Raw genomic sequence first — 22,084 nt, 5'->3', positions numbered from 1 at the left:
TACTGCCCCCGAACAAGAGCTGTTGACGGCCACGGCTAAGCCGAGCGACGAAATCACCGGCAGAACACCATGCAACCAAAATGGCGGCCGTAACGGCAAGATTCGCAATGAGAGGCTGCCACATGGCCACCAGAAAATACCTTTCGGCGCAAGCGGTCCAACGACAACATCGCGGATCACGTGCTTTCGATGGGTTACCGGCCGACTCATTTGTGTTGGTTAATATGCGACGCGCGTGTACGAACGTGCGGCCATGTCCGGCTATTAGGGCGATCGCGATCTGCTGCACCGCGCGTCGATGCACTCCATCAACGGGGCGCCTGCTCTTCATTTTTTGACTGGACCGGCGATCGCCAGGCAGAGCTTGCGCAGATCGCAATCATCAGTGTCCTAGCAGCCGAGCAGGTCGACAAATCGCTTGTTCACCCGAGCCAAGTGGCGCCTGACACGTCGGCGAGGATGTCAGCAAGCTCAAGCATTGCATTCCCCATTAAGTTTCCATCGCTTAGTGGCTCTTCATAGTATATAAGGCTTATCTAACATGAGGGCGCCTCGGGGGAGCAATTTAGGGAGTGTCCAGTTCAAAAAGCAAAAGGGTGCTGTTTCGGAGCGTGGTCGAAATGGGCCTCTTCTCCGCGGTGACGAATACCCTCGTGCTGATCCTGCCTCTCTACATGCTGCAGGTATATGACCGGGTTTTACCTGCCGCGAATTTGGATACTCTCACCTACCTCACCATGCTCGCACTCTTGTGTCTTTTGCTCTTCGGCGTGCTGGAAGTCGTGCGGGGTGTATATGCAAGCCGACTGGCCGCCCGACTGGACGTCTCGTTGGGGGCATCGTCTTTTCTCGCCGCAATGAATGGCCCACGCGCCGGGCTCGGAGATGTCCAAGCCTTGCGTGACTTGGCCACCTTGCGTGGGTTCATCGCTTCACGAACGATATTCTTTCTCTTCGACCTTCCTTTCGGTCCAATATTCGTGGGGCTCCTTTATCTCATTCATCCGTTACTCTTCCTTGTAACGATCGTCGGAGCGGTTCTCATGGTTTCCATCGCCGTGTTGAACCAGGTGGCGAGTTCGCGGCCTGCCAAGGCGGCGGCGGAGAACCTCAGCGCATCGATGAATTCGGCGCAGGCCTTCGCCCGAAACTTCGAAACGGTTCGCGCACTCGGTATGGTGTCCAATGCGATAGAGATTTGGGGAGCCCGTTTTTCCGGCTCTCTACACGCCTCAGACGGGCTCGCTCGCATCAACGCATTCTATGGCGGTGTGTCTCGCACCACGCGATCGACATTGCAGATCGCGATATTGGGGGTCGGCGCTTATCTGGTTCTGCACAACGAGATGACCGCCGGTATGATATTTGCGTCCTCGATGATTTCGGCGCGCGCTCTGCAACCGCTTGATCAGATCATAGGAAGCTGGCGGCAAATCATCGACGTCAAACTGGCATGGAAGCGACTGTCAGGTGTTAAATCGAGGTCTGCACCAAGGCAAAACGTTGCCTTACCTGTGCCTCAAGGAGCGTTAAGCGCGGACCAAATAATCTACTACCTTCCAGGTTCTATCGACGGCGCGTTGCCGCTGATAAAGCGCTTGACCTTTGACGTTGCCGCTGGGGAATCGATCGCGATCATTGGGCCAAGCCAAGCCGGAAAATCGACGCTGGCACGCCTGATAGTTGGTGCCATTGAGCCCCGGTCGGGGGCGATCCGAATAGATGGCGGCGACATCCGGAACTGGGATTCGGAGGAACTCGGCCGCTATATCGGCTATCTTCCGCAAGATGTGGAACTATTTCCAGGAACCATCGCCCAGAACATCGTGCGTTTCGAACCAGATGCTCCTGACGAAAAATTGGTCGAAGCAGCGCAACGGGCCCAGGTGCATGAGCTTATCCTCGGTCAAAGAGACGGATATTCGACGGTAATCGGTCCGACCGGCGTTCGCCTTTCGGGTGGCGAGCGTCAGCGCATTGGACTTGCGCGCGCCTTTTATGGCGATCCCAAGATACTGGTTCTCGACGAGCCCAATGCGAATCTTGACTCCGATGGCGAAGCTGGGCTCGAGCGGGCGATCCTCCAGGCACGGTCTCGAAGAACGACCGTGCTCGTCATCACCCACCGGCCGTCCATCGCCGCCAAATGCGATCGTGTACTCATGCTGCGCAATGGCCAGGTTGAGATCTACGGTTTGACAAAAGACGTGCTTGACAGATTTGCCGAGCAACGAGGGCAAGCACCGTCGCCCGCGGCCTCTCCGTCTCGTGACAACGAAGGGGTGGTGCCTTTCCCGTCATCTGTTCGCGCGGAGATAAAGGTCGCCAATGACGGCTCATAATCAAGCAATCTACGCGGCCGCGAAGACCTATCGCTGGCAAAACAACGTCGAAACTCGCACTGTTCGGATCACGTTGGTTGGAATCCTGAGCGTTGGCATTTTCCTGCTCGTATTCGGATACTGGGCCGCGACAGCTCCAATAGGCGGAGCGACGATCGCGCCAGGCGTAATTGCCGCCGCCGGACAGAACGTAATGATCCAGCACCTCGAAGGTGGCGTGGTCAGCAGCATCAAGGTCCGGGAGGGAGACAGGGTCTCCAGAGGCCAAGCCCTGATCGTGCTCGATCCAACGGTGGCTCAGTCCCAACTCAATCGCGTTCTCAAGCAGTGGATTGCACTGAAAGCTGAAATTTCTCGGCTCGAAGCAGAGCGGGACGGTCTCGAGAAGATCGTCTTGTCCAGCGACGTCGGACCCTATTCAGGCGCGCCCGAATACAATGATGTCTTTGCCGAGCAAAACAAGGAATTTCATGCCCGATTGGCGCGGTATGCCGCAGAACAGGAGATCCTGAAGCAAAGAGTAGCGGCCCTCCAGGACGCGGCAGTTGGGCTGAAGGCTCAAAAGAGATCAACGGAAAACCAACTCGCAATCGTCGATGACGAGACGGAACGAAAAAAAGCTCTTTTAGAAAAAGGTCTCACCAATCGTTCTGAATACACCGATCTTCTGCGCAGCACGGCCGAGCTGGTAGGCCAGGCGGGATCTCTGGAGGCGCAGATTGCGAGTTCTGCGACGCAGACCGTGGAAGCGCGTCAGCAGATCGAACGGCTCACAACCAGCCGGGTGGAGGATGCCGTCACGGAATTGAACAAGGCGCGAGCGCAGGTCGCGGACCTTGAAGAACAAATCATTGCCGCTCGATCGGTCGTCGAACGAACAACGATCCGGGCGCCGGTCGACGGCATCATTGTTCGCGCGCTCTACAATTCCGAAGGCAGTGTCATTCGGGCGGGCGAGCCGGCAATGGAACTCCTGCCAACCACAAATGACCTCATCGTGGAGGCTAAGATCAAGCCCGAAGACATCGACTCTATCCGGGTGGGGCAGGATGCCAACGTGATGTTCACGGCCCTTAACGCCAGAACAACGCCAAAAGTCTCTGCAAAGGTGTTCTATCTTTCGGCGGACCGGCTGGTCACCCCGAGCTCCGGGCAGCCCTACTACACGATCCGACTTAAGATGGCCGACCGGCTGCCCCCGCAGATCAAACCGGAACAGATATATCCAGGCATGCCCGTCGAAACGTTCATCTCAACCGGCGAACGAACGTTTGTGGCGTATCTCACTAGGCCGCTCGTGGATTCATTCCAGCGCGCCTTCCATGAGAGATAGGCCGCGACTTCTGGATATCCGCAATTTGAACGGGCCAAACGATATCGGTGTCAGCCACCAAAAGAAATCGTGCGGCGAATTTCTGGACCTGCTGGACCGAGCGCTGCTGGTTGAATTTTGCCGGCGATCACGGCCACATCGTAAAGTTCCGTAACGACACCCTCGATCGTTAAGGAATGGACGATGTCACCGCTATCGAGGTCGACAACATAGAGGCCACAGCGCGGTTCCATGTTGCGATCACCGAGGAGCTGATCTAGGGCAAGGCCTGAGAAGGTTTTGTTATCTCGGGGCTTGGACATCCCCATGACTGCGAAGTTTCCAATGAAGGACAGCCCGCGCAGGTAACCAGGGCAAAAGCATATTGGATTGAACGTATTTGTGTTTAGGTCGACCCAGCCAAACTCCCCCGTCCCGGAGTTATGAATCCAAAGTCGGTCGCGGTGCCAACGGGGCGAATGCGGCATGCTCAGTCCCGAGCAGACGATCTTTCCGGAATCGACGTCTATCACTATCCCACCGTTAGGGCGCTGATCGCGCCAGCCGTCGAAGGTGTCGCTCATAGCCACGGCAGTGACAAACGCAGGCCTACCGTCGCGTAGGGCAAGGCCGTTGAGGTGACATCTATCCTCTGCCGCCATGCGGCTGATGAACGAAGGCTTCCACAATGGTTTAAAGCTGTAGGAGCTGCTAACCGTGGCCAGACAATTGAACAGGGTGTTTACGAAGACCAGAGTGCCATCCCCCCCGACAGCAAGATCATGGGCATCGAGATCACCCGTGAAATAACCGACCTGAGGCACGAACAGCGCATCGTGGCCTTCGGTACTTTTTTGTCCCTTTTCCATCGCGTCGACAAAGTTGAAGATCTGTGTGTCGCCAGTGACCCATAGCTCATTGCCATTTACTACCAACCCAAGGCAGCGGCCGATATTGCGGTTGAACACCCAAAGCTTGCCATCAGGTTGAACACCAAAGAGAAACAACTTGCCAACCTGATAGGTCGTGACCGCCAGGCTGGCGTTCTGTTGCTTGAGCCAAGTCGTGAAACCGCGCGACGTGTTGACGATAAAAATCGGATCGCCCTTGGTTTCCTTGTTTTCCGCCGTACCATTCTTGACTATCGACTTGGCCAACTCATTCAAGTGCAAATCTCCCTGCGGTTCAAAAGCCATTCCGCCTACTCCGCGCGCCAGCATCGGGCCAAGACCGGCGCCGAAGCGATAGAGCATTGCTGATCCTTCAGAGCATAACTCCTGCAATACTCACGTCGGTATCCACAATCAACTGGGCCTGTCCGTTCTGGTAGATGGTGAAGGTGTCGTCATCGATCGTCGTTGTCCCGACGTTGGCCCAGCCATTGTCTAGCATGCTGATGCTGTCGCCGGCATCGCCATGAATGGTGAGATGCGTGAAACCACCGAATGTGTCGTCGGACAGATGAAACACATCGGTCTTATTCAGGACAATGCTGTTGTTGCCGGCGCCGGTCAGATCGAAAGCTTCGATGCTGCTCACCTTGGTGGGAGGTATTGCGGAAAAATTGAAGATGTCACCGGAGCCATCCAAGCGCAGAGTGTCAAACCCATTCCCACCATCGATATCGGCGAACCCGGTGCTGGAGACGCCGAGTATATCGTTGCCGGCGCCGCCGCGCAGGATGTCGGCGCCGCCGCCGCCAGTGAGCGTGTCGTTGCCCAGACCGCCGAGCAGCATTTCGGCTGCCGCGGTACCGGTGGTCGTCACTGATGTCGAGCCAAGCCCGAAGGCGCCGCCTAACACGACGTAAGCCTCGCCGGCATTGTACCCGCCATTGTCACCCCGGGGCGACCCGACGATCAGGTCGTCGAAGCCGTCGCCATTGACGTCGCCTGACGAGGACACACTCCAGCCAGCCTGGTCACCTGCCACATCGCCCTGGATGATGAAGCCTTGTGCGGCGGTGAGGCTGGTCAGGTCAACGTTGACTGGGGACGCACCGCCAAACACCACATAGGCCTCTCCGGCACCATTGCCGCCGTTGTCGCCCCCTTGGGCCCCGACGATCAGGTCGTCGAATCCATCGCCGTTGACGTCGCCCGCCGATGATACGCTCAGGCCCGCGTTGTCCCCCGCCACATCGCCCTGGATGATGAAGCCTTGGGCGGAGGTAAGGCCGGTAAGGTCGATGTTGGCCGGAGACGTGCTGCCGAACACCACATAGGCCTCGCCGGCATAGGCACCGCCATCGTCGCCACCAGGCGCTCCTAGGATCAGATCGTCAAAGCCGTCGCCATTGACGTCGCCCGCCGAGGACACGCTAAAACCCGCTTGATCCCCTGCCACATCGCCCTGGATGATGAAGCCTTGTGCGGCGGTGAGGCTGGTGAGGTCGATGTTGACCGGGGACGCACCGCCAAACACCACATAGGCCTCGCCGGCTGAGTTGCCGCCATTGTCGCCATACGCGGCCCCAACGATCAGGTCGTTGAAGCCATCACCATTGACATCGCCCGCCGATGATACGCTCAGGCCCGCCGCGTCACCTGCCACATCGCCCTGAATAATGAAACCTTGGGCAGTGGTCATGGTCGTAAGATCGACATTGACCGGTGTGGCCCCGCCGAACACCACATAGCCCTCGCCAGCATTATAGCCACCATTGTCGCCGCCATCTGCCCCGATGATCAGGTCGTCGAAGCCGTCGCCATTTACATCGCCCGCCGTGGATACGCTGATGCCCGCTTCGTCAGACGCAACATCGCCCTGTATGATGAAGCCTTGCGCGGTCGTGAGAGTGGTGAGATCGATGTTGCCTGGGGAGGCACCGCCGAACACCACATAGGCCTCGCCCGCACTGGTGCCCCCATTGTCGCCGTCGCGCGCCCCGACGATCAGATCATCGAAGCCGTCGCCATTCACATCGCCTGCCGAGGACACGCTCCAGCCCGCCACGTCACCCGTTGTATCGCCCTGGATGATGAAGCCCTGGGCGGCGGTGAGAATTGTCAGATCGATGTTGACGGGAGCACTGCCGCCGAACACCACATAGGCTTCGCCGGCATTCCCGCCACCATTGTCGCCGAGAGGCGCCCCGACGATCATGTCGTCGAAGCCGTCGCCATTGACATCGCCCGCCGAGGACACGCTCCTGCCCGCATAGTCGAGTGCAACATCGCCCTGGATGATGATCCCTTGAGCGGTGGTGATGGTCGTGAGGTCGATTGCCCGGGCAAAGTTCGCCGTCACGCCATATTCGACCCGCAACTCCGCATTGCCATTAGTGTAGCGCTCGTAGTCCTCGCTGCCGACAGTGATGCTGCCTTGATAGAACCAGCCTGCATCGGCGACATTGACGACGTCGCCAGCATTGCCGATCACGGTGAGGACGGCCACGCCGTTGGCGCGCTCTTCGGTAAGGTCGAGGACGCTGAGCCGATCCACGGTCAAGGTGTTGTTGCCGCTACCGGTCAAGTCGATCTTCTCGATCGAGGTGATTTCGGCCGGGAGGGCGGTGGCCAGATTAAGCGACAGGCCGCTGCCGTTGAGCTTCAAGGTATCGATGCCGGTGCCGCCGTCGATATCGGCGAATCCGGTGCTGGAGNATCGTTGCCGGCGCCGCCGCGCAGAATGTCCGCTCCGCCGCCACCGGTGAGTGTATCATTGCCAAGGCCGCCGACCAGCATTTCGGCTGCCGCCGTGCCGGTGGTCGTCACAGGCGTCGAGCCGCGCCCGAAGGCGCCGCCGAGCACAACGTAGGCTTCGCCGGCATCAGTGCCGCCATTGTCCCCTAAGTCAGCTCCTACGATCAGATCGTCGAAACCGTCGCCATTGACATCGCCCGCAGAGGCAACGCTTCTGCCCGCCTGATCTCCCGCGACATCGCCCTGGATGATGATCCCTTGAGCGGCGGTAAGTGTGGTAAGATCAACATTGACCGGAGAGGCGCCGCCGAACACCACATAGGCTTCGCCGGCATCAGTCCCTCCATTATCCCCCTGGCGCGCTCCGACGATCAAATCGTCGAAGCCATCGCCATTGACATCGCCCGCCGAAGATACTCTCCAGCTTGCTCGGTCATCGGCAGTATCGCCCTGGATGATGAAGCCCTCGGTGGTGGCGAGGAAGGTGAGGTCGATGTTGACCGGAGAGGCGCTGCCGAACACCACATAGGCCTCACCCGCATTGGTGCCGCCATTGTCGCCGTAAGGTGCCCCGACGATCAGATCGTCGAAACCGTCGCCATTGACGTCGCCCGCCGAGGACACGCTTCGGCCGGCGTTGTCCGTCGTCACATCACCCTGGATGATGAAGCCCTGAGCTGCAGTGAGAGTAGTGAGGTCGATGTTGACCGGGGAGGCTCTTCCGAATACCACATAAGCCTCGCCGGCATTGTAGCCACCATTGTCGCCCAAGGGAGCCCCGACGATCAGATCGTCGAAACCGTCGCCATTAATATCGCCAGCCGAGGAGACACTGAAACCGGCCAAGTCATTAGTTGTATCGCCCTGGATGATGATCCCTTGAGCGGCGGTCATGGTCGTGAGATCGATGTTAACTGGTGCTGCTCCGCCAAACACCACATAGGCCTCGCCAGCGTTGAAACTGTCATTGTCACCAGCCGCTGCTCCCACGATCAGATCGTCGAAGCCGTCGCCATTGACATCGCCAGCAGAGGAAACACTGTAGCCCGCAGTGTCACCCGCTGTATCGCCCTGGATGATGAAGCCCTGGGCAACAGTCATTGTTGTGAGATCGATGTTGGCCGGGGTTGCTCCGCCTAACACAACATAGGCTTCGCCGGCATCGGTACCACCATTGTCACCGTAGGGCGCCCCGACAATCAGATCGTCGAAGCCGTCGCCATTGACATCGCCCGCCGAGGACACGCTCCAACCCGCCCGGTCACCTGCCACATCGCCCTGGATGATGAAGCCCTGGGCCAGCGTTAGAGTGGTGAGATCGATATTGACGGGGGAAGCCCGGCCGAACACCACGTAGGCTTCACCGGCATCGATACCGCCATTGTCGCCCGAGCGTGCGCCAACGATCATGTCATCGAAGCCGTCGCCATTGACATCGCCGGCCGAGGCAACGCTCCAGCCCGCATTGTCTCCCGCCACATCACCCTGAATGATGATCCCTTGAGCGGTGGTGATGGTCGTGAGGTCGATTGCCCGGGCAAAGTTCGCCGTCACGCCGTATTCGACCCGCAACTCCGCATTGCCATTGGTGTAGCGCTCGTAGTTCTCGCTGCCGACCGTGATGCTGCCTTGGTAGAACCAGCCTGCATCGGCGACATTGACGACGTCGCCAGCATTGCCGGTTACGGTGAGGATGGCCTTGCCATTGGCACGCTCCTCCGTAAGGTCGAGGACGCTGAGCCGGTCCATCGTCAAGCTGTTGTTGCCGCTGCCGGTCAGGTCGATCTTTTCGATCGAGGTGATTTCGGCCGGCAGGGCGGTGGCCAGATTAAGTGACAGGCCGCTGCCGTTGAGCTTCAAGGTATCGATGCCGGTGCCGCCGTCGATATCGGCGAATCCGGTGCTGGAGACGCCCAGCACATCGTTGCCGGCGCCGCCGCGCAGAATGTCCGCTCCGCCGCCACCGGTGAGTGTATCATTGCCAAGGCCGCCGATCAGCATTTCGGCTGCCGCCGTGCCGGTGGTCGTCACAGGCGTCGAGCCGCGCCCGAAGGCGCCGCCGAGCACAACGTAGGCTTCGCCGGCATCAGTGCCGCCATTGTCNCACAGGCGTCGAGCCGCGCCCGAAGGCGCCGCCGAGCACAACGTAGGCTTCGCCGGCATCAGTGCCGCCATTGTCGCCGCGGTGTGCTCCTACGATCAGATCGTCGAAGCCGTCGCCGTTGACATCACCGGCCGAGGCGACGCTGAGGCCGGCCTGGTCACCAAGCGCGTCACCCTGAATGATAATCCCCTGGGCAGCGGTGAGGGTGGTGAGGTCGATGTTGGCCGGGGAGGCGCTGCCGAACACGACATAGGCCTCGCCGGCACTGAGACCGCCATTGTCACCGTCTATCGCCCCAACGATCAGATCGTCGAACCCGTCGCCATTGACATCGCCTGCCGAGGACACGCTGAAGCCCGCCTGGTCACCTGCCAAATCGCCCTGGATGATGATCCCTTGAGCGGCGGTCAGGGTGGTAAGATCGACATTGACCGGAGAGCCCCCGCCGAACACCACATAGGCCTCGCCCGCATTGGTGCCGCCATCGTCTCCACTAGGCGCCCCGACGATCAGATCGTCGAAGCCGTCGCCATTGACATCGCCCGCCGAGGAGACGCTGAAGCCCGCCCAGTCATTTGTTGTATCGCCCTGGATGATGAAGCCTTGGACGGCGGTCATCGTCGTGAGATCGATGTTGACCGGCGAGGCTTTGCCGAACACCACATATGCCTCGCCGGCGTCAGTTCCGCCATTGTCGCCGAAGCGTGCGCCGACGATCAGATCGTCGAAGCCGTCGCCATTGACATCGCCTGCGGACGCGACGCTGAAGCCCGCTTGATCGCCCGCCACATCGCCCTGGATGATGATCCCTTGAGCAGCGGTGAGGGTGGTGAGGTCGACATTGACCGGAGAGGCCCCGCCGAACACCACATATGCCTCGCCGGCGTCAGTGCCGCCGTTGTCGCCGTAGAGTGCCCCGACAATCAGATCGTCGAAACCGTCTCCATTGACATCGCCGGCTGACGACACGCTTCGGCCGGCATTGTCTGTCGTCACATCGCCCTGGATGATGAAGCCCTGGGCAACAGGCATGGTGGTGAGATCTATGTTGATTGGGGTTGACCCGCCGAACACTACATAGGCCTCGCCGGCATTATAGCCGCCATTGTCGCCAAAGGGTGCTCCGACGATCAAATCGTCGAAGCCGTCGCCATTGACATCGCCTGCCGAGGCGACGCTCCAGCCCGCCCCGTCGTCTGCCACATCGCCCTGGATGATGAAGCCTTGGGCAGTGGTGAGGCTGGTAAGGTCGATATTGACCGGGGAGACGCTACCGAACAACACATAGGCCTCGCCGGCATTGAGGCCGCCGTTGTCGCCCCCGGGGGCCCCGACGATGAGATCGTCGAAGCCGTCGCCATTGACATCGCCGGCCGAGGCAACGCTCCAGCCCGCTTCATCCCCCGCAATATCACCCTGGATGATGATCCCTTGAGCGGTGGTGATGGTCGTGAGGTCAATCGATCGGGCAAAGTTCGCCGTGACTCCGNCCACGGTCAAGCTGTTGTTGCCGCTGCCGGTCAGGTCGATCTTCTCGATCGAGGTGATCTCGGCCGGCAGGGTGGTGGCCAGATTGAGCGACAGGCCGCTGCCGTTGAGCTTCAAGGTATCGATGCCGGTGCCGCCATCGATGTCGGCGAATCCGGTGCTGGAGACGCCGAGCACGTCGTTGCCCGCCCCGCCGCGCAGAATGTCCGCTCCACCACCACCGGTGAGCGTATCATTGCCGAGGCCGCCGACCAGCATTTCGGCTGCCGCCGTACCAGTGGTGGTCACCGGGGTCGAGCCGAGCCCGAAGGCCCCGCCGAGCACGACATATGCCTCCCCGGCATCAATGCCGCCGTTGTCGCCTAGGCGTGCGCCAACGATCAAATCGTCAAAGCCGTCGCCATTGACATCACCTGCCGAGGAGACACTGAAACCCGCCTGGTCATATGCCGCATCGCCCTGGATGATGATTCCTTGAGCAGCAGTAAGAGTGGTGAGATCGATGTTGACAGGCGAGGCCCCGCCGAACACCACATAGGCCTCGCCGGCATATGAGCCGCCGTTGCCGCCTAGGCGTGCGCCAACGATCAGATCGTCGAAGCCGTCGCCGTTGACATCCCCCGCCGAAGACACGCTGTAGCCCGCGATATCACCTGCGGAATCACCTTGGATGATGAAACCCTGCAGTGCGGTCATGGTCGTGAGATCAACATTTACCGGGGAGGCGCGGCCGAACACCACATAGGCTTCGCCTGCATCAGTACCGCCATTGTCACCGTAGGGTGCCCCCACGATCAAGTCGTCGAAGCCATCCCCGTTGACATCGCCCGCCGAGGAGACACTGAACCCCGCCTCGTCGATCGCCACATCGCCCTGGATGATGATCCCTTGAGCGGGGGTAATGGTCGTAAGATCGACGTTGACTACTGAGGCGCTACCGAACACCACGTAGGCCTCGCCGGCATCAGCACCGCCATTGTAGCCGAAGGGCGCACCTACTATCAGATCGTCGAAGCCGTCACCGTTGACATCACCCGCTGAGGCGACGTCCCAGCCAGCATGGTCATTCGCCACATCCCCCTGGATGATAAAGCCCTGAACGGTGGTTAAGGTGGTGAGATCAATGTTTACAGCGGACGCGCCGCCGAACACCACATAGGCCTCACCGGCACCACTGCCGCCATTGCTGCCGAAGGGCGCACCTACGATCAGATCGTCGAAGCCGTCACCATTGACATCGCCCGCCGAGGACACGCTTCTGCCCGCCAAGTCGTTGGTTGTATCGCCCTGAATGATGAACCCTTGAGCAGCAGTAAGAGTTGTGAGATCAATGTTTACCGAAGTTGCCCCGCCGAACACGACGTAGGCCTCGCCCGCACTGGTGCCGCCATTGTCGCCGTAGGGCGCCCCGACGATCAGATCGTCGAAACCATCGCCATTGACATCGCCCGCCGAGGAAACACTTCTGCCCGCCCAGTCGCTTGCCACGTCACCTTGGATGATGAAGCCCTGGGCGGCGGTCATAGTCGTGAGATCGATGTTGACCGGGGAGGTCCCGCCGAACACCACATAGGCCTCGCCCGCATTGGTGCCGCCATTGTCGCCGTAGGGCGCCCCGACGATCATGTCATCGAAGCCGTCGCCGTTGACATCGCCCGCCGAGGCGACGCTGAGGCCAGCGTTGTCTCCCGCCACATCGCCCTGGATGATGATCCCTTGAGCGGTGGTGATGGTCGTGAGGTCAATCGATCGGGCAAAGTTCGCCGTGACTCCGTATTCGACCCGCAGTTCGGCATTGCCATTGGTGTAGCGCTCGTAATTCTCGCCGCCGACGTTGATGCTGCCTTGATAGAACCAGCCGGCATCGGCGACATTGACGGCGTCGCCAGCGTTGCCGGTCACGGTAAGGATGGCCACGCCGTTGGCGCGCTCCTCTGTAAGATCAAGGACGCTGAGCCGGTCCACGGTCAAGCTGTTGTTGCCGCTGCCGGTCAGGTCGATCTTCTCGATCGAGGTGATCTCGGCCGGCAGGGNCCACGGTCAAGCTGTTGTTGCCGCTGCCGGTCAGGTCGATCTTCTCGATCGAGGTGATCTCGGCCGGCAGGGCGGTGGCCAGATTGAGCGACAGGCCGCTGCCGTTGAGCTTCAAGGTATCGATGCCGGTGCCACCGTCGACATCGGCGAATCCTGTGCTGGAGACGCCGAGCACGTCGTTGCCCGCCCCGCCGCGCAGGATGTCGGCTCCGCCGCCACCGGTGAGGGTATCGTTGCCGAGGCCGCCGATCAGCATTTCGGCTGCCGCCGTGCCAGTGGTGGTCACCGGTGTCGAGCCAAGCCCGAAGGCGCCGCCGAGCACGACATATGCCTCACCGGCATCGGCGCCGCCATTATCGCCGTAAGGTGCCCCCACAAGCAGGTCGTCAAAGCCATCGCCATTGACATCGCCGGCCGAGGCGACGCTTCTGCCCGCCTGATCTCCCGCGACATCGCCCTGGATGATGAAGCCCTGCGCGGCGGTCATGGTTGTGAGATCGATGTTGACAGGGGAGGCGCCGCCGAAAACCACATAAGCCTCGCCCGCATCCGTGCCGCCATTGTCGCCCAGGGGCGCCCCGACGATCAGATCGTCAAAACCGTCGCCGTTGACATCGCCNTGGATGATGAAGCCCTGGGCCAGCGTTAGAGTGGTGAGATCGATATTGACGGGTGAAGCCCTGCCGAACACCACGTAGGCTTCACCGGCATCCGTACCGCCATTGTCGCCGGACAGAGCCCCGACGATCAGGTCGTCAAAGCCGTCGCCATTGACATCGCCCGCGGAGGCGACGCTGACGCCAGCGTTGTCTCCCGCCACATCGCCCTGGATGATGAACCCTTGGNTGACATCGCCCGCGGAGGCGACGCTGACGCCAGCGTTGTCTCCCGCCACATCGCCCTGGATGATGAACCCTTGGGCGGCGGTCATGGTCGTAAGATCGATATTGACCGGAGAGGCCCCGCCGAACACCACGTAGGCCTCGCCGGCACTAATACCGCCATTGTCGCCACCAGCTGCACCGACGATCAGGTCGTCAAAGCCGTCACCATTGACATCGCCCGCGGAGGCAACGCTGAGGCCAGCGTTGTCTCCCGCCACATCGCCTTGGATGATGAAGCCCTGGGCCAGCGTTAGAGTGGTGAGATCGATATTGACGGGTGAAGCCCTGCCGAACACCACGTAGGCTTCNCCCGCCGTATCGCCCTGGATGATGAAGCCCTGGGCCAGCGTTAGAGTGGTGAGATCGATATTGACGGGTGAAGCCCTGCCGAACACCACGTAGGCTTCACCGGCGAATATGCCGCCACTGCTGCCGCCGGGCGCCCCGACGATCAGATCGTCGAAACCGTCGCCATTGACATCGCCCGCCGAGGCGACACTTCTGCCCGCCTGATCTCCCGCGACATCGCCCTGGATGATGAAGCCCTGCGCGGCGGTCATGGTTGTGAGATCGATGTTGACAGGGGAGGCGCCGCCGAAAACTACATAAGCCTCGCCCGCATCCGTGCCGCCATTGTCGCCCAGGGGCGCCCCGACGATCAGATCGTCAAAACCGTCGCCGTTGACATCGCCNGGCTTCACCGGCATCCGTACCGCCATTGTCGCCGGACAGAGCCCCGACGATCAGGTCGTCAAAGCCGTCGCCGTTGACATCGCCCGCGGAGGCGACGCTGACGCCAGCGTTGTCTCCCGCCACATCGCCCTGGATGATGAACCCTTGAATGGTAGTCATAGTTGTCAGATCAATCGTGGCCGCCGGCGCGGTGGTGTCGATCGTGTAGGCCTGGGTGTCGGTGGCCGTGGTCGCATTGCCTGCCGCATCGGACGTGGTGACGCTGGCATCGACGGTGGCGTCGGCATCGGCGGCCAGGTCGGAGCCGGCGACGTTGATNGTGGTGACGCTGGCATCGACGGTGGCGTCGGCATCGGCGGCCAGGTCGGAGCCGGCGACGTTGATGGAGAAGCCGCCGGCCGCAACGGTGCCGGTGTAGGTGACGCCGTTGACGAGCAGCGTGACGGTGTCGCCGTTGTGGACGTCGCCGCCGACCGTGCCGGTCACCGCGACGGTGCCGCCGGCCTCGGAGGCATTGAGGATGTTGTCGGCGGTGATCGCGGCCAGCGTGATGGTGGCCGCCGGCGCGGTGGTGTCGATCGTGTAGGCCTGGGTGTCGGTGGCCGTGGTCGCATTGCCGGCCGCATCGGNATTGAGGATGTTGTCGGCGGTGATCGCGGCCAGCGTGATGGTGGCCGCCGGCGCGGTGGTGTCGATCGCCAATGTGCCCGCGGGATTCGACGCGACGCCGGTCAGGTTGGCATTGTTGCCAGCCGAATCCTTGATCGTTGCTGAATTGAGAATGAGAGAGGAGATCGCGAGATCAGCAGTATTCTGGCCACTTGCGACGGTGTAGCTGAAAGTCAGCGTGGACGATCCGGAGCCGCCAAGAAAGGTCGCTGTGCCGCCACTGTTCAGTGCTAGTGTCGGGGTTCCGCCAGCGACGAGGACGGCCTCGGAGAAGGAAATGGTGAGAGTTACGACGTCTCCTGCCTTGAGGCTTCCGTCGTTTGCTCCATACGCTGTATTGGAAACCACTGGTGCTGTCGTGTCAGTAATGCCTAGACCAAGGAAATCACTGGCGCTCAGCGTTTCGCGCGTATCTATTTTGATGACCATATCGGCAAGACCATCACCGGTCGTGTCAATGTTGACGAGCGTTGTCGAGCCAGATTGCGCATACCATACGCCATTTGCCGAAGCAGCGGTGCCACTCCAAATCAGCGAATGCCCTATTGCTGATACCAGACCAGTGAGATCAATCTTGTCCTGGAGAAGGGGGTTCGAGGTCTCGGATACTGAAGTGAATCCGCTGATGACATCGCCGGAGCTGGTGCTGAAGGCGTGTCCTGCAGTGGCCAGCGAGTCCGTGACCGCATTAAGAGCGTAGCGGTCCGCACCAACGCCACCCGCGAGCTGATCGGCACCAGAGCCGCCGACTAGGACGTCATCGCCATCGCCACCGTCGAGATTGTCTGCGCCGGCTTCACCATAAAGCGCGTCGTTGCCCGCATCGCCACGCAGCTTATCGTTGCCGTCTCCGCCATAGATGGTGTCATTGCCACTGCCGCCCCGTAGATCGTCATTGCCCGAGCCAGTTGAATTCAGGACAGCACTGCCGCCATAGATAACATCGTTGTCATCGCCGCCGTCAATCGTATCATTGCCAGCCTCGCCGAGCAGCGTGTCACTGCCGGCATCGCCGCGGATCGTGTCGCCGCCGTCTCCGCCATAGATCGTGTCGTTGCCGCTTCCGCCCCGGAGGTCATCATTGCCCGAGCCCGTTGAATTCAGGACAGCACTGCCGCCATAGATGACGTCGTTGTCATCGCCGCCGTCGATCGTATCGTCGCCAGCCTCGCCGAGCAGCGTGTCGCTGCCGGCATCGCCGCGGATCGTGTCGTTGCCATCTCCGCCATAGATTGTGTCATTGCCACTTCCCCCCCTGAGGTCGTCATTACCCGAGCCCGTTGAATTCTGGACAGCATTGCCCCCATAGATGACGTCGTTGTCGTTGCCGCCATCGACGGTATCGTCGCCAGCGCCGCCAATCAGCAGGTCGTTCCCCGCCTGGCCGAAGATCGTGTCTTTGCCTCCGCCGCTGTCGACCTCATCATCTCCTGCTCCGGCATTGACAGTGTCAGCAGAAGCGGTTGTGCCGGCCGAATTGACTAGGACCCACGATGTCCCGTCCCAAACGTATCTACCCAACAGGTCGAACTTTTCCCGAAGCGCAGTTCCGTTGATGGTGGCCATGACAATGCCCTTTTTAGTAGTCAACAAAGTCGACGCGCTGAAACGCGCGCCGATTTGGCACGTGACAATCAAGTCTAACGAAATTTTTGCAAACGTGGTCTGCGCAGCGCCCACACACAGCGATAACCGCGTGGTATTTCATGCACTACTGATGAACGGCCGCACAATAAACGTAATCGCGGCGGCTCGGCACTATCCCCAAGCAACCAAGACTTTCTACTCCGGCAATTCGGTTGTCAAGCTTTAGCTAAAATACGCTTTAGTCTCGTGGGCCGCTCGGTCTCAACCTCGTCTCTTACAACTGCGGTTTGAGAGCGCCGTGCCTGCGACGCTGGGCAATGGTCGAAGATGCCGCGCCGCAATGGCCTCCGTTGGAGGTACCATGAATTCACCTTTCAGTCATGGCCACTCTAGTACTTCTAAGGTGGCTCACTGGCACCAAATACGACGTTGTTTGTCTGCAGGAGCTCAAAAGTCGCGCCAGACCCACACGCGTGAACCTTGATCGAACCGAGCGGCGGAATATCCGAGCCCGCAGATCTGGATTTTCTCCAGCGGGTGTTCGACTGACTGCGCAACGAGCACAGTCTAGCCCCGAAACACAAGAATCAGAGAGAGGCGGTCCTCGCCGAGGAACTGGTCGTCGTTTTCCAGAACAGGGCATAAGCAAAGCGGAGCTATGGCATGCGCTTTCGAAGCCTCATCCAAAAGGCTGTATTCAAACAACCCTAGCGAGAGCGATACATTCGCTACTCGGCGCCGTTTCCCTCAAAGCGCCGCCGGCAAAGGCTCGGCGTCCCTCTGGTTTGTTATGTGTCAAAAGCAGGGGCGCCAGCCACATTTTTCAGCACTTGCCACCGGCGGTCACTCGCCGCTGGTGCGGTGGTAACCCCTACTGGGTCAATAGGAATTGACACCAGAATTGCATCTCAGTTTTGGATGGGGTGAGGACCCGTCGCTTCGTAAATGGGCGGGGGGTTTTCTGCCGGCAGAATTGTTGGGTGTAGCGAGGGCACGGGGTTAGCCGGCAGCGGCGCTGTCGCGATATTTCGAAGTTCGTTGATGGTCATCTCTGCGATCAGAGCCGTCGAAGTTCACCTCGTGAATTCATCCCTCGCGCTTGGCGGCTTCTCCACCAAGGGTAGATATCAGTGGAGGAATGAACGACACGATTACGGCACAGAACAAGAGCTGTTGACGCCCACAGCTCAGCCGAGCGACGAAATCCTCTAAAAACCGTGTCGCGGTTAAGGGCTCCCTTCCGGTAGCGTTTAATCGGGGACTCTTCCTCAACTTGATCCAGCGCATGCAGCAAAGAGGTGATCGGAGCCGGAAGCGTCGGTTTCGCAGAGAGAGATTTAGAAGTTTGTGCAGAAAGTGCCGGTTTGCCCCGGAACCTAACAGATTCCGCAAGGCGCCGGTAGCAAGCCTGCATTCTATCGACACACGGGATTGGCCGATCTCCCTCTAGCGCCGTGCATGGTACTCTTGGGTATGCTCCAGCGGTACCAGCTAAACCGAGCGCTGAAGATAATTGTTGACCACCTATAATGAACCGAGTAATGGAAACCATCTTAACTGAACCGGAGGGTTTCCGAGCATGGCATTCATCAGGGCATATCTGCGCGCATCAACTAAGGAGCAGGACGCGGGGCGGGCAAGGGCCGACCTTGAACGGTTCGCCCAGGAACGCGGGTTGGCGGTTGCAGCTTGGTATGAGGAGAACGAGAGCGGGGCGACGTTGAAACGTCCCGAGCTGGACCGGCTCATGCGCGACTGTCACCCCGCCGACGTGCTCCTTGTCGAACAGGTTGATCGGCTGTCGAGGCTCAACGAGGCAGACTGGGAGAAGCTGAGAGCCGATCTGAAGGCGAAGCAGGTGCGCGTTGTGGCATTGGACTTGCCGACTTCGTGGCAGGCTGTCAGCGATGGCGACGAGTTCTCCCGGCGCATGGCTGAGGCCATCAACGGCATGATGCTAGACATGCTCGCTGCTATTGCTCGCAAGGACTACACCGACCGCCGGAGGAGACAGACCCAAGGCATGGCGAAGGCTCAGGCTGAGGGTCGCCTCAAAGGACGGCAAGAGGACATCAAACGGAATGCTGCCATTGCGGCCATGTTGAAGACCGGCGCGAGCTGGAACCAGATTGTCGATGTAATGGGTTGCTCGCGGGCGACCGTAGCGAAGCTGGCAAAAAGGGGTAGAGCAGCATAGGGAAATTTCCAGCGACATCTGGCCTTCTTGTGGTTCATGTGCCCGTCACAGGCTTGAAAGATCAAAGCGCCTTCACCTCTCGAACCCGTGACAAGTTGTTGCGGTCAGACGCGCTTGAGTGAACCAACTGGAGTGTGTACGCACCGCGCTCTCAAGTTCGCAAAAGGGGAGCACCGTGCAGGGCGTAGTGAGTTTCGGCAGATATAGTCCGTTCAACAAATCGAATAGCCTTCGACGAGAACGATCTTACCGTGGTGACGTCAGTCGTGAAGGCGGGTCAAGCCAAGGGCCGCGATCTGATCCTTGGAGCGCCCGGCATCGCAACGAATCTGCAAGAAGTCTTGGATTTGGCAGGCAAAGGGATACTGGTTTTCAGCTCAGAGCATCAGCTGCAAAGCAGCTTTCTTTTCACCAAGAATGACGCCGGCCGCTCGTTTCTTGGCAAGCAAAAAGCGGTCTACACAAGCTACGTTAACGCTTTCAGCGACGATGAATGGGCTGTCGGCTCGGTCTTCAGGATGTGGACTTTCGCGATGACCTCTATCGGGAACGTTTATCGCTACAAGGGTTACAAATAAGATGGCGCTTCCATCCCATCCCCCTATTGGCTAGCGCCGGGCTGGCCCAACCGCGCGGCCGCCGTCGTAGCTCCGACTCGCGCGTCTCTCTGGCGCCGCAAGCCTCGGCCTTTCCTCGCCCGCCAAAAATGCGCCGAACCGCGTGGCGCCCTCAATTAGGGTGATCTACAGCATTTTCCCGCGCGCGCGAGGGCACTGTAGAAACATTCTTTAATTGCAGTCTATTCTGGGATCTCGTTTTTGCGTAACCGCCTGAGATGCCTTGCCAAAAGTGGCTTTTCAGCCGGAGGAATTATTTGCATTAAGAATCTATCGCAGTCGGTCCATATTCGGGCTCGACCGCGTTCCAGAATAGATTCAACTCTCCGTCGATGATTTAGGTGGAGAAGCGTCACGTGCCGCCAATAGCCGTCGCTCAGCGACAATCGTTGCCCTCCGACTTGTCCATGTAATCGACGCCGTCCGGCGGTTTCTCCTCTTTGTCCTTGGGTCAGGAAAGGCGCCGGGGAAACTCCGCATCACGCAATTTCCCGGATAACGCTACGGCTTCACGGTTGAAAGCCGCTCGAAATTATCGAACAGGCGACGCAGACTCTCGTCATCGACAGCTTTCCGGAATGCGGCGATCTGCTGGGCGATTGTGATCTCGTCGACTCCGGCCGCCGCCAATCGCCGCGTTATCTTGTCAGCAGCTCTTTGCAAATAAGGCTCGCCGAAAGTGCGCTCCGCGCATTTAGCGTCAAGCACGTCGACAGTTCTACGGATGAGGCCAATCTGCTTCTCGACCGGGAAGGCAAAGACGGTCGCAGTCGCGGTGATGGATACAGTTGGGCATTTCATGCTGCGGCCTCCAACAAGGTCTGTTCGTCCATGAGTTCAAGAAGCTCTTCGGAAAGGCGATGCGCCCAACCTTTCACCTGATCGCCATCGGTGTAGTCGTCGCCTCCGGCAACGCCTCGAAGCCAGCGGTAGGCTTTGACAGTTTCATCACCGCTGAAGTGGCGCCCGTCTTGACGAGCGGCTTTGAGAGCCAGTTCAGCTTTTCTGAGAAAGGCCGGGGTTTCGTCTCGTTGGTGCGTCGAACTGCTGTTCGATGCCGCGGCAGCGGAAGGATTATTAGTAAGCCGGTTTCCATAAGAAGTGTTCGGGGGCACCGTCGTGCCGGGTTTTGTGTCGTGGTCGTGCCGGGTTTCTGCACCGTCATGCCGGGTTTCCGTTTCTGAAAACCCGGCATTGTTATGCCGCCTTTTTGCTGCGAGCCGAATACGTTCCTTCAGTGGGGCCTCATCGAAGCATTCAAGTCGCGCACGGTATCTGCTAGTTCTGTTGCGGCCGCCTCCGAGTTGTGTTTGGAGGTAGCCGGCATCCTCAAGCCGCCGGATGGACTGTCGCGTGGCGCGCTCCTTCAGCCCGGCCACTTCGGCAATTGTCTCGATTGATGGCCAGCTATAGCCTTGTGCCGGGTTTTGGTACTCGATCAGAACCCCTAGCACCTTGGCGTCTGTGCCGGGGGCGAGTTTGCAATCGACTAGCGCACTTTGCAGCGCAAACAGCTTGTTGATCGTCTTCGGTTGTCCCATCACGCCGCCTCATCGTCATCGGCGGCGGGCGCGCTCGGCAGATGCGCCCACGTCCTGCGTTGCACGACGCTGCCAATCGTATCGCCGCGAACGCCATGCATCTTAGCTAGATCACGGTGGCGCATGGCCTGCGCGAGCGCGCGGATGGACCTTACAGCCTCTGCCGTCAGTTTCTTTCCGTGGGCCGTCGTCCCATGCGCCTCGCGGTCACCCGCGTTACCGGCCGGCGTCTTCCAAGACAGATGCCGTTTGTTGACGCAACCGGCATGTCCATGTCCGCACGAATGCGCAGCGACGTGTTTTGGCGTCGGTCGCTGCCCGCGAGTTCGCTCGCATACGATGACGTGTCCGTATTCAAAGCGATCTCCGCTGACGCCGGAGCCAACGCGGAGGTTCGCGTAGCCGGCACCAGTTCTCCCGTAAGGGAAGATGATGCAGTCGTCCGTCTCTAGCGTGAGCGCCTTTTCGATGAATGCCATCGCCGCGCCTGGCGGTGCGGGCTGTTTCCGAAAGCGATATTGGCTATACGCATCAACTGTTGCCTTGCGCTTTGCCTTCGGCCGCCGATCGTCACTCGCCATCGCGGCCGGCCCTGCGCAACAAACCGTCGTGCCATGCAAGCAAATCTTCCTTCCGGAAGACCGTCTTTCTTCCGATCTTTGTTTGGCGGAGCCGACCGGCCCCGATCTCACTATAAAGCTTGGTCCGGCAGATGCCGGCCCATCGAGCCGCCTCCGGAACGTTCAGCATGGCACGGTCTGCATAGGCTTTGAACAAATCCACAATGTACCCCATCAAGTCCTTAAGTCGGCTGGGTGCGTCGGCCGTTGCCCAAGTGCTTGGCCGTACGCAAATCACCGCTGCAGACTATCAGAGTACAAAAAGGATTGTCGCTGACAAAAAATTTTGTCGGGACCCTCGGTTGCCGATTAGTCAAGTATTGTGGCCTAGATTTAGGCCAATGAAATCAGC

Annotated in this window: 13 protein-coding genes; 4 read left to right on the top strand and 9 right to left on the bottom strand. The window is 59.8% G+C overall.

Annotation, left to right across the window (positions count from 1 at the left end; all coding sequences use genetic code 11):
• Positions 1-572 precede the first annotated feature (572 nt).
• Complete coding sequence (locus tag X741_RS158940) at positions 573-2,342, top strand: type I secretion system permease/ATPase (protein ID WP_156937855.1); 1,770 nt, start codon at positions 573-575, stop codon at positions 2,340-2,342.
• Positions 2,329-3,675, top strand: a complete 1,347-nt coding sequence (locus X741_RS158945) for an HlyD family type I secretion periplasmic adaptor subunit (protein WP_023776907.1) — start codon at positions 2,329-2,331, stop codon at positions 3,673-3,675. Before X741_RS158940 ends, X741_RS158945 begins: the two co-directional genes overlap by 14 nt.
• Positions 3,676-3,725: 50 nt before the next feature.
• On the opposite strand, the gene X741_RS158950 is transcribed toward X741_RS158945, so the two are convergent.
• The 6 genes from X741_RS158950 to X741_RS1000000170295 form a co-directional block, all read right to left on the bottom strand.
• On the bottom strand, positions 3,726-4,907 hold the full coding sequence (locus tag X741_RS158950) for a TIGR03032 family protein (RefSeq protein ID WP_023776906.1): 1,182 nt from the start codon (positions 4,905-4,907) through the stop codon (positions 3,726-3,728).
• A gap of 10 nt (positions 4,908-4,917) precedes the next feature.
• Positions 4,918-7,209, bottom strand: a complete 2,292-nt coding sequence (locus X741_RS01000000166380) for an integrin alpha (protein WP_051410422.1) — start codon at positions 7,207-7,209, stop codon at positions 4,918-4,920.
• Positions 7,206-9,461 carry an integrin alpha gene (locus X741_RS01000000166375; RefSeq protein WP_198023940.1) on the bottom strand — a complete coding sequence of 752 codons (2,256 nt, stop codon included), beginning with the start codon at positions 9,459-9,461 and terminating at the stop codon, positions 7,206-7,208. Before X741_RS01000000166375 ends, X741_RS01000000166380 begins: the two co-directional genes overlap by 4 nt.
• Positions 9,385-12,855, bottom strand: coding sequence for an integrin alpha (locus tag X741_RS1000000167430; RefSeq protein WP_245272670.1), 3,471 nt, complete (start codon positions 12,853-12,855; stop codon positions 9,385-9,387). Before X741_RS1000000167430 ends, X741_RS01000000166375 begins: the two co-directional genes overlap by 77 nt.
• The gene (locus X741_RS0134270; protein ID WP_031249876.1) at positions 12,833-14,515 is read right to left on the bottom strand and encodes an integrin alpha; all 1,683 of its coding nucleotides are present in this window, start codon (positions 14,513-14,515) and stop codon (positions 12,833-12,835) included. The genes X741_RS1000000167430 and X741_RS0134270 overlap by 23 nt, the downstream gene beginning before the upstream one ends.
• A complete protein-coding gene (locus X741_RS1000000170295; protein ID WP_051410421.1) occupies positions 14,475-16,736 on the bottom strand; it encodes an Ig-like domain-containing protein in 2,262 nt (753 codons plus the stop codon). Before X741_RS1000000170295 ends, X741_RS0134270 begins: the two co-directional genes overlap by 41 nt.
• 1,600 nt (positions 16,737-18,336) lie before the next feature.
• Between X741_RS1000000170295 and X741_RS158960 the strand changes: the two genes are divergently transcribed.
• Both X741_RS158960 and X741_RS158965 read left to right on the top strand, forming a co-directional pair.
• Complete coding sequence (locus X741_RS158960) at positions 18,337-18,954, top strand: recombinase family protein (protein WP_031249874.1); 618 nt, start codon at positions 18,337-18,339, stop codon at positions 18,952-18,954.
• 251 nt (positions 18,955-19,205) lie between these two features.
• Complete coding sequence (locus X741_RS158965) at positions 19,206-19,532, top strand: hypothetical protein (RefSeq protein WP_156937854.1); 327 nt, start codon at positions 19,206-19,208, stop codon at positions 19,530-19,532.
• A 540-nt stretch (positions 19,533-20,072) separates the two neighbouring features.
• Here the strand turns inward: X741_RS158965 and X741_RS158970 are convergent.
• From X741_RS158970 to X741_RS158980, 3 genes are read right to left on the bottom strand one after another with little or no spacing between them, the layout of a single operon-like run.
• A complete protein-coding gene (locus X741_RS158970; protein WP_023776900.1) occupies positions 20,073-20,372 on the bottom strand; it encodes a DUF6074 family protein in 300 nt (99 codons plus the stop codon).
• Positions 20,369-21,112, bottom strand: coding sequence for a helix-turn-helix domain-containing protein (locus X741_RS158975; protein WP_023776899.1), 744 nt, complete (start codon positions 21,110-21,112; stop codon positions 20,369-20,371). The genes X741_RS158970 and X741_RS158975 overlap by 4 nt, the downstream gene beginning before the upstream one ends.
• Positions 21,112-21,732 (bottom strand): hypothetical protein, encoded by a 621-nt coding sequence (locus X741_RS158980; RefSeq protein ID WP_198023941.1) that lies wholly within the window; start codon positions 21,730-21,732, stop codon positions 21,112-21,114. The genes X741_RS158975 and X741_RS158980 overlap by 1 nt, the downstream gene beginning before the upstream one ends.
• Positions 21,733-22,084: the final 352 nt, after the last annotated feature.

Source organism: Mesorhizobium sp. LNHC221B00, from assembly GCF_000502935.1.
GTDB classification, from domain to species: domain Bacteria; phylum Pseudomonadota; class Alphaproteobacteria; order Rhizobiales; family Rhizobiaceae; genus Mesorhizobium; species Mesorhizobium opportunistum.
The sequence above is the reverse complement of the archived record's forward strand: the minus strand, read 5'-3'. Positions and strand labels throughout refer to the sequence as shown.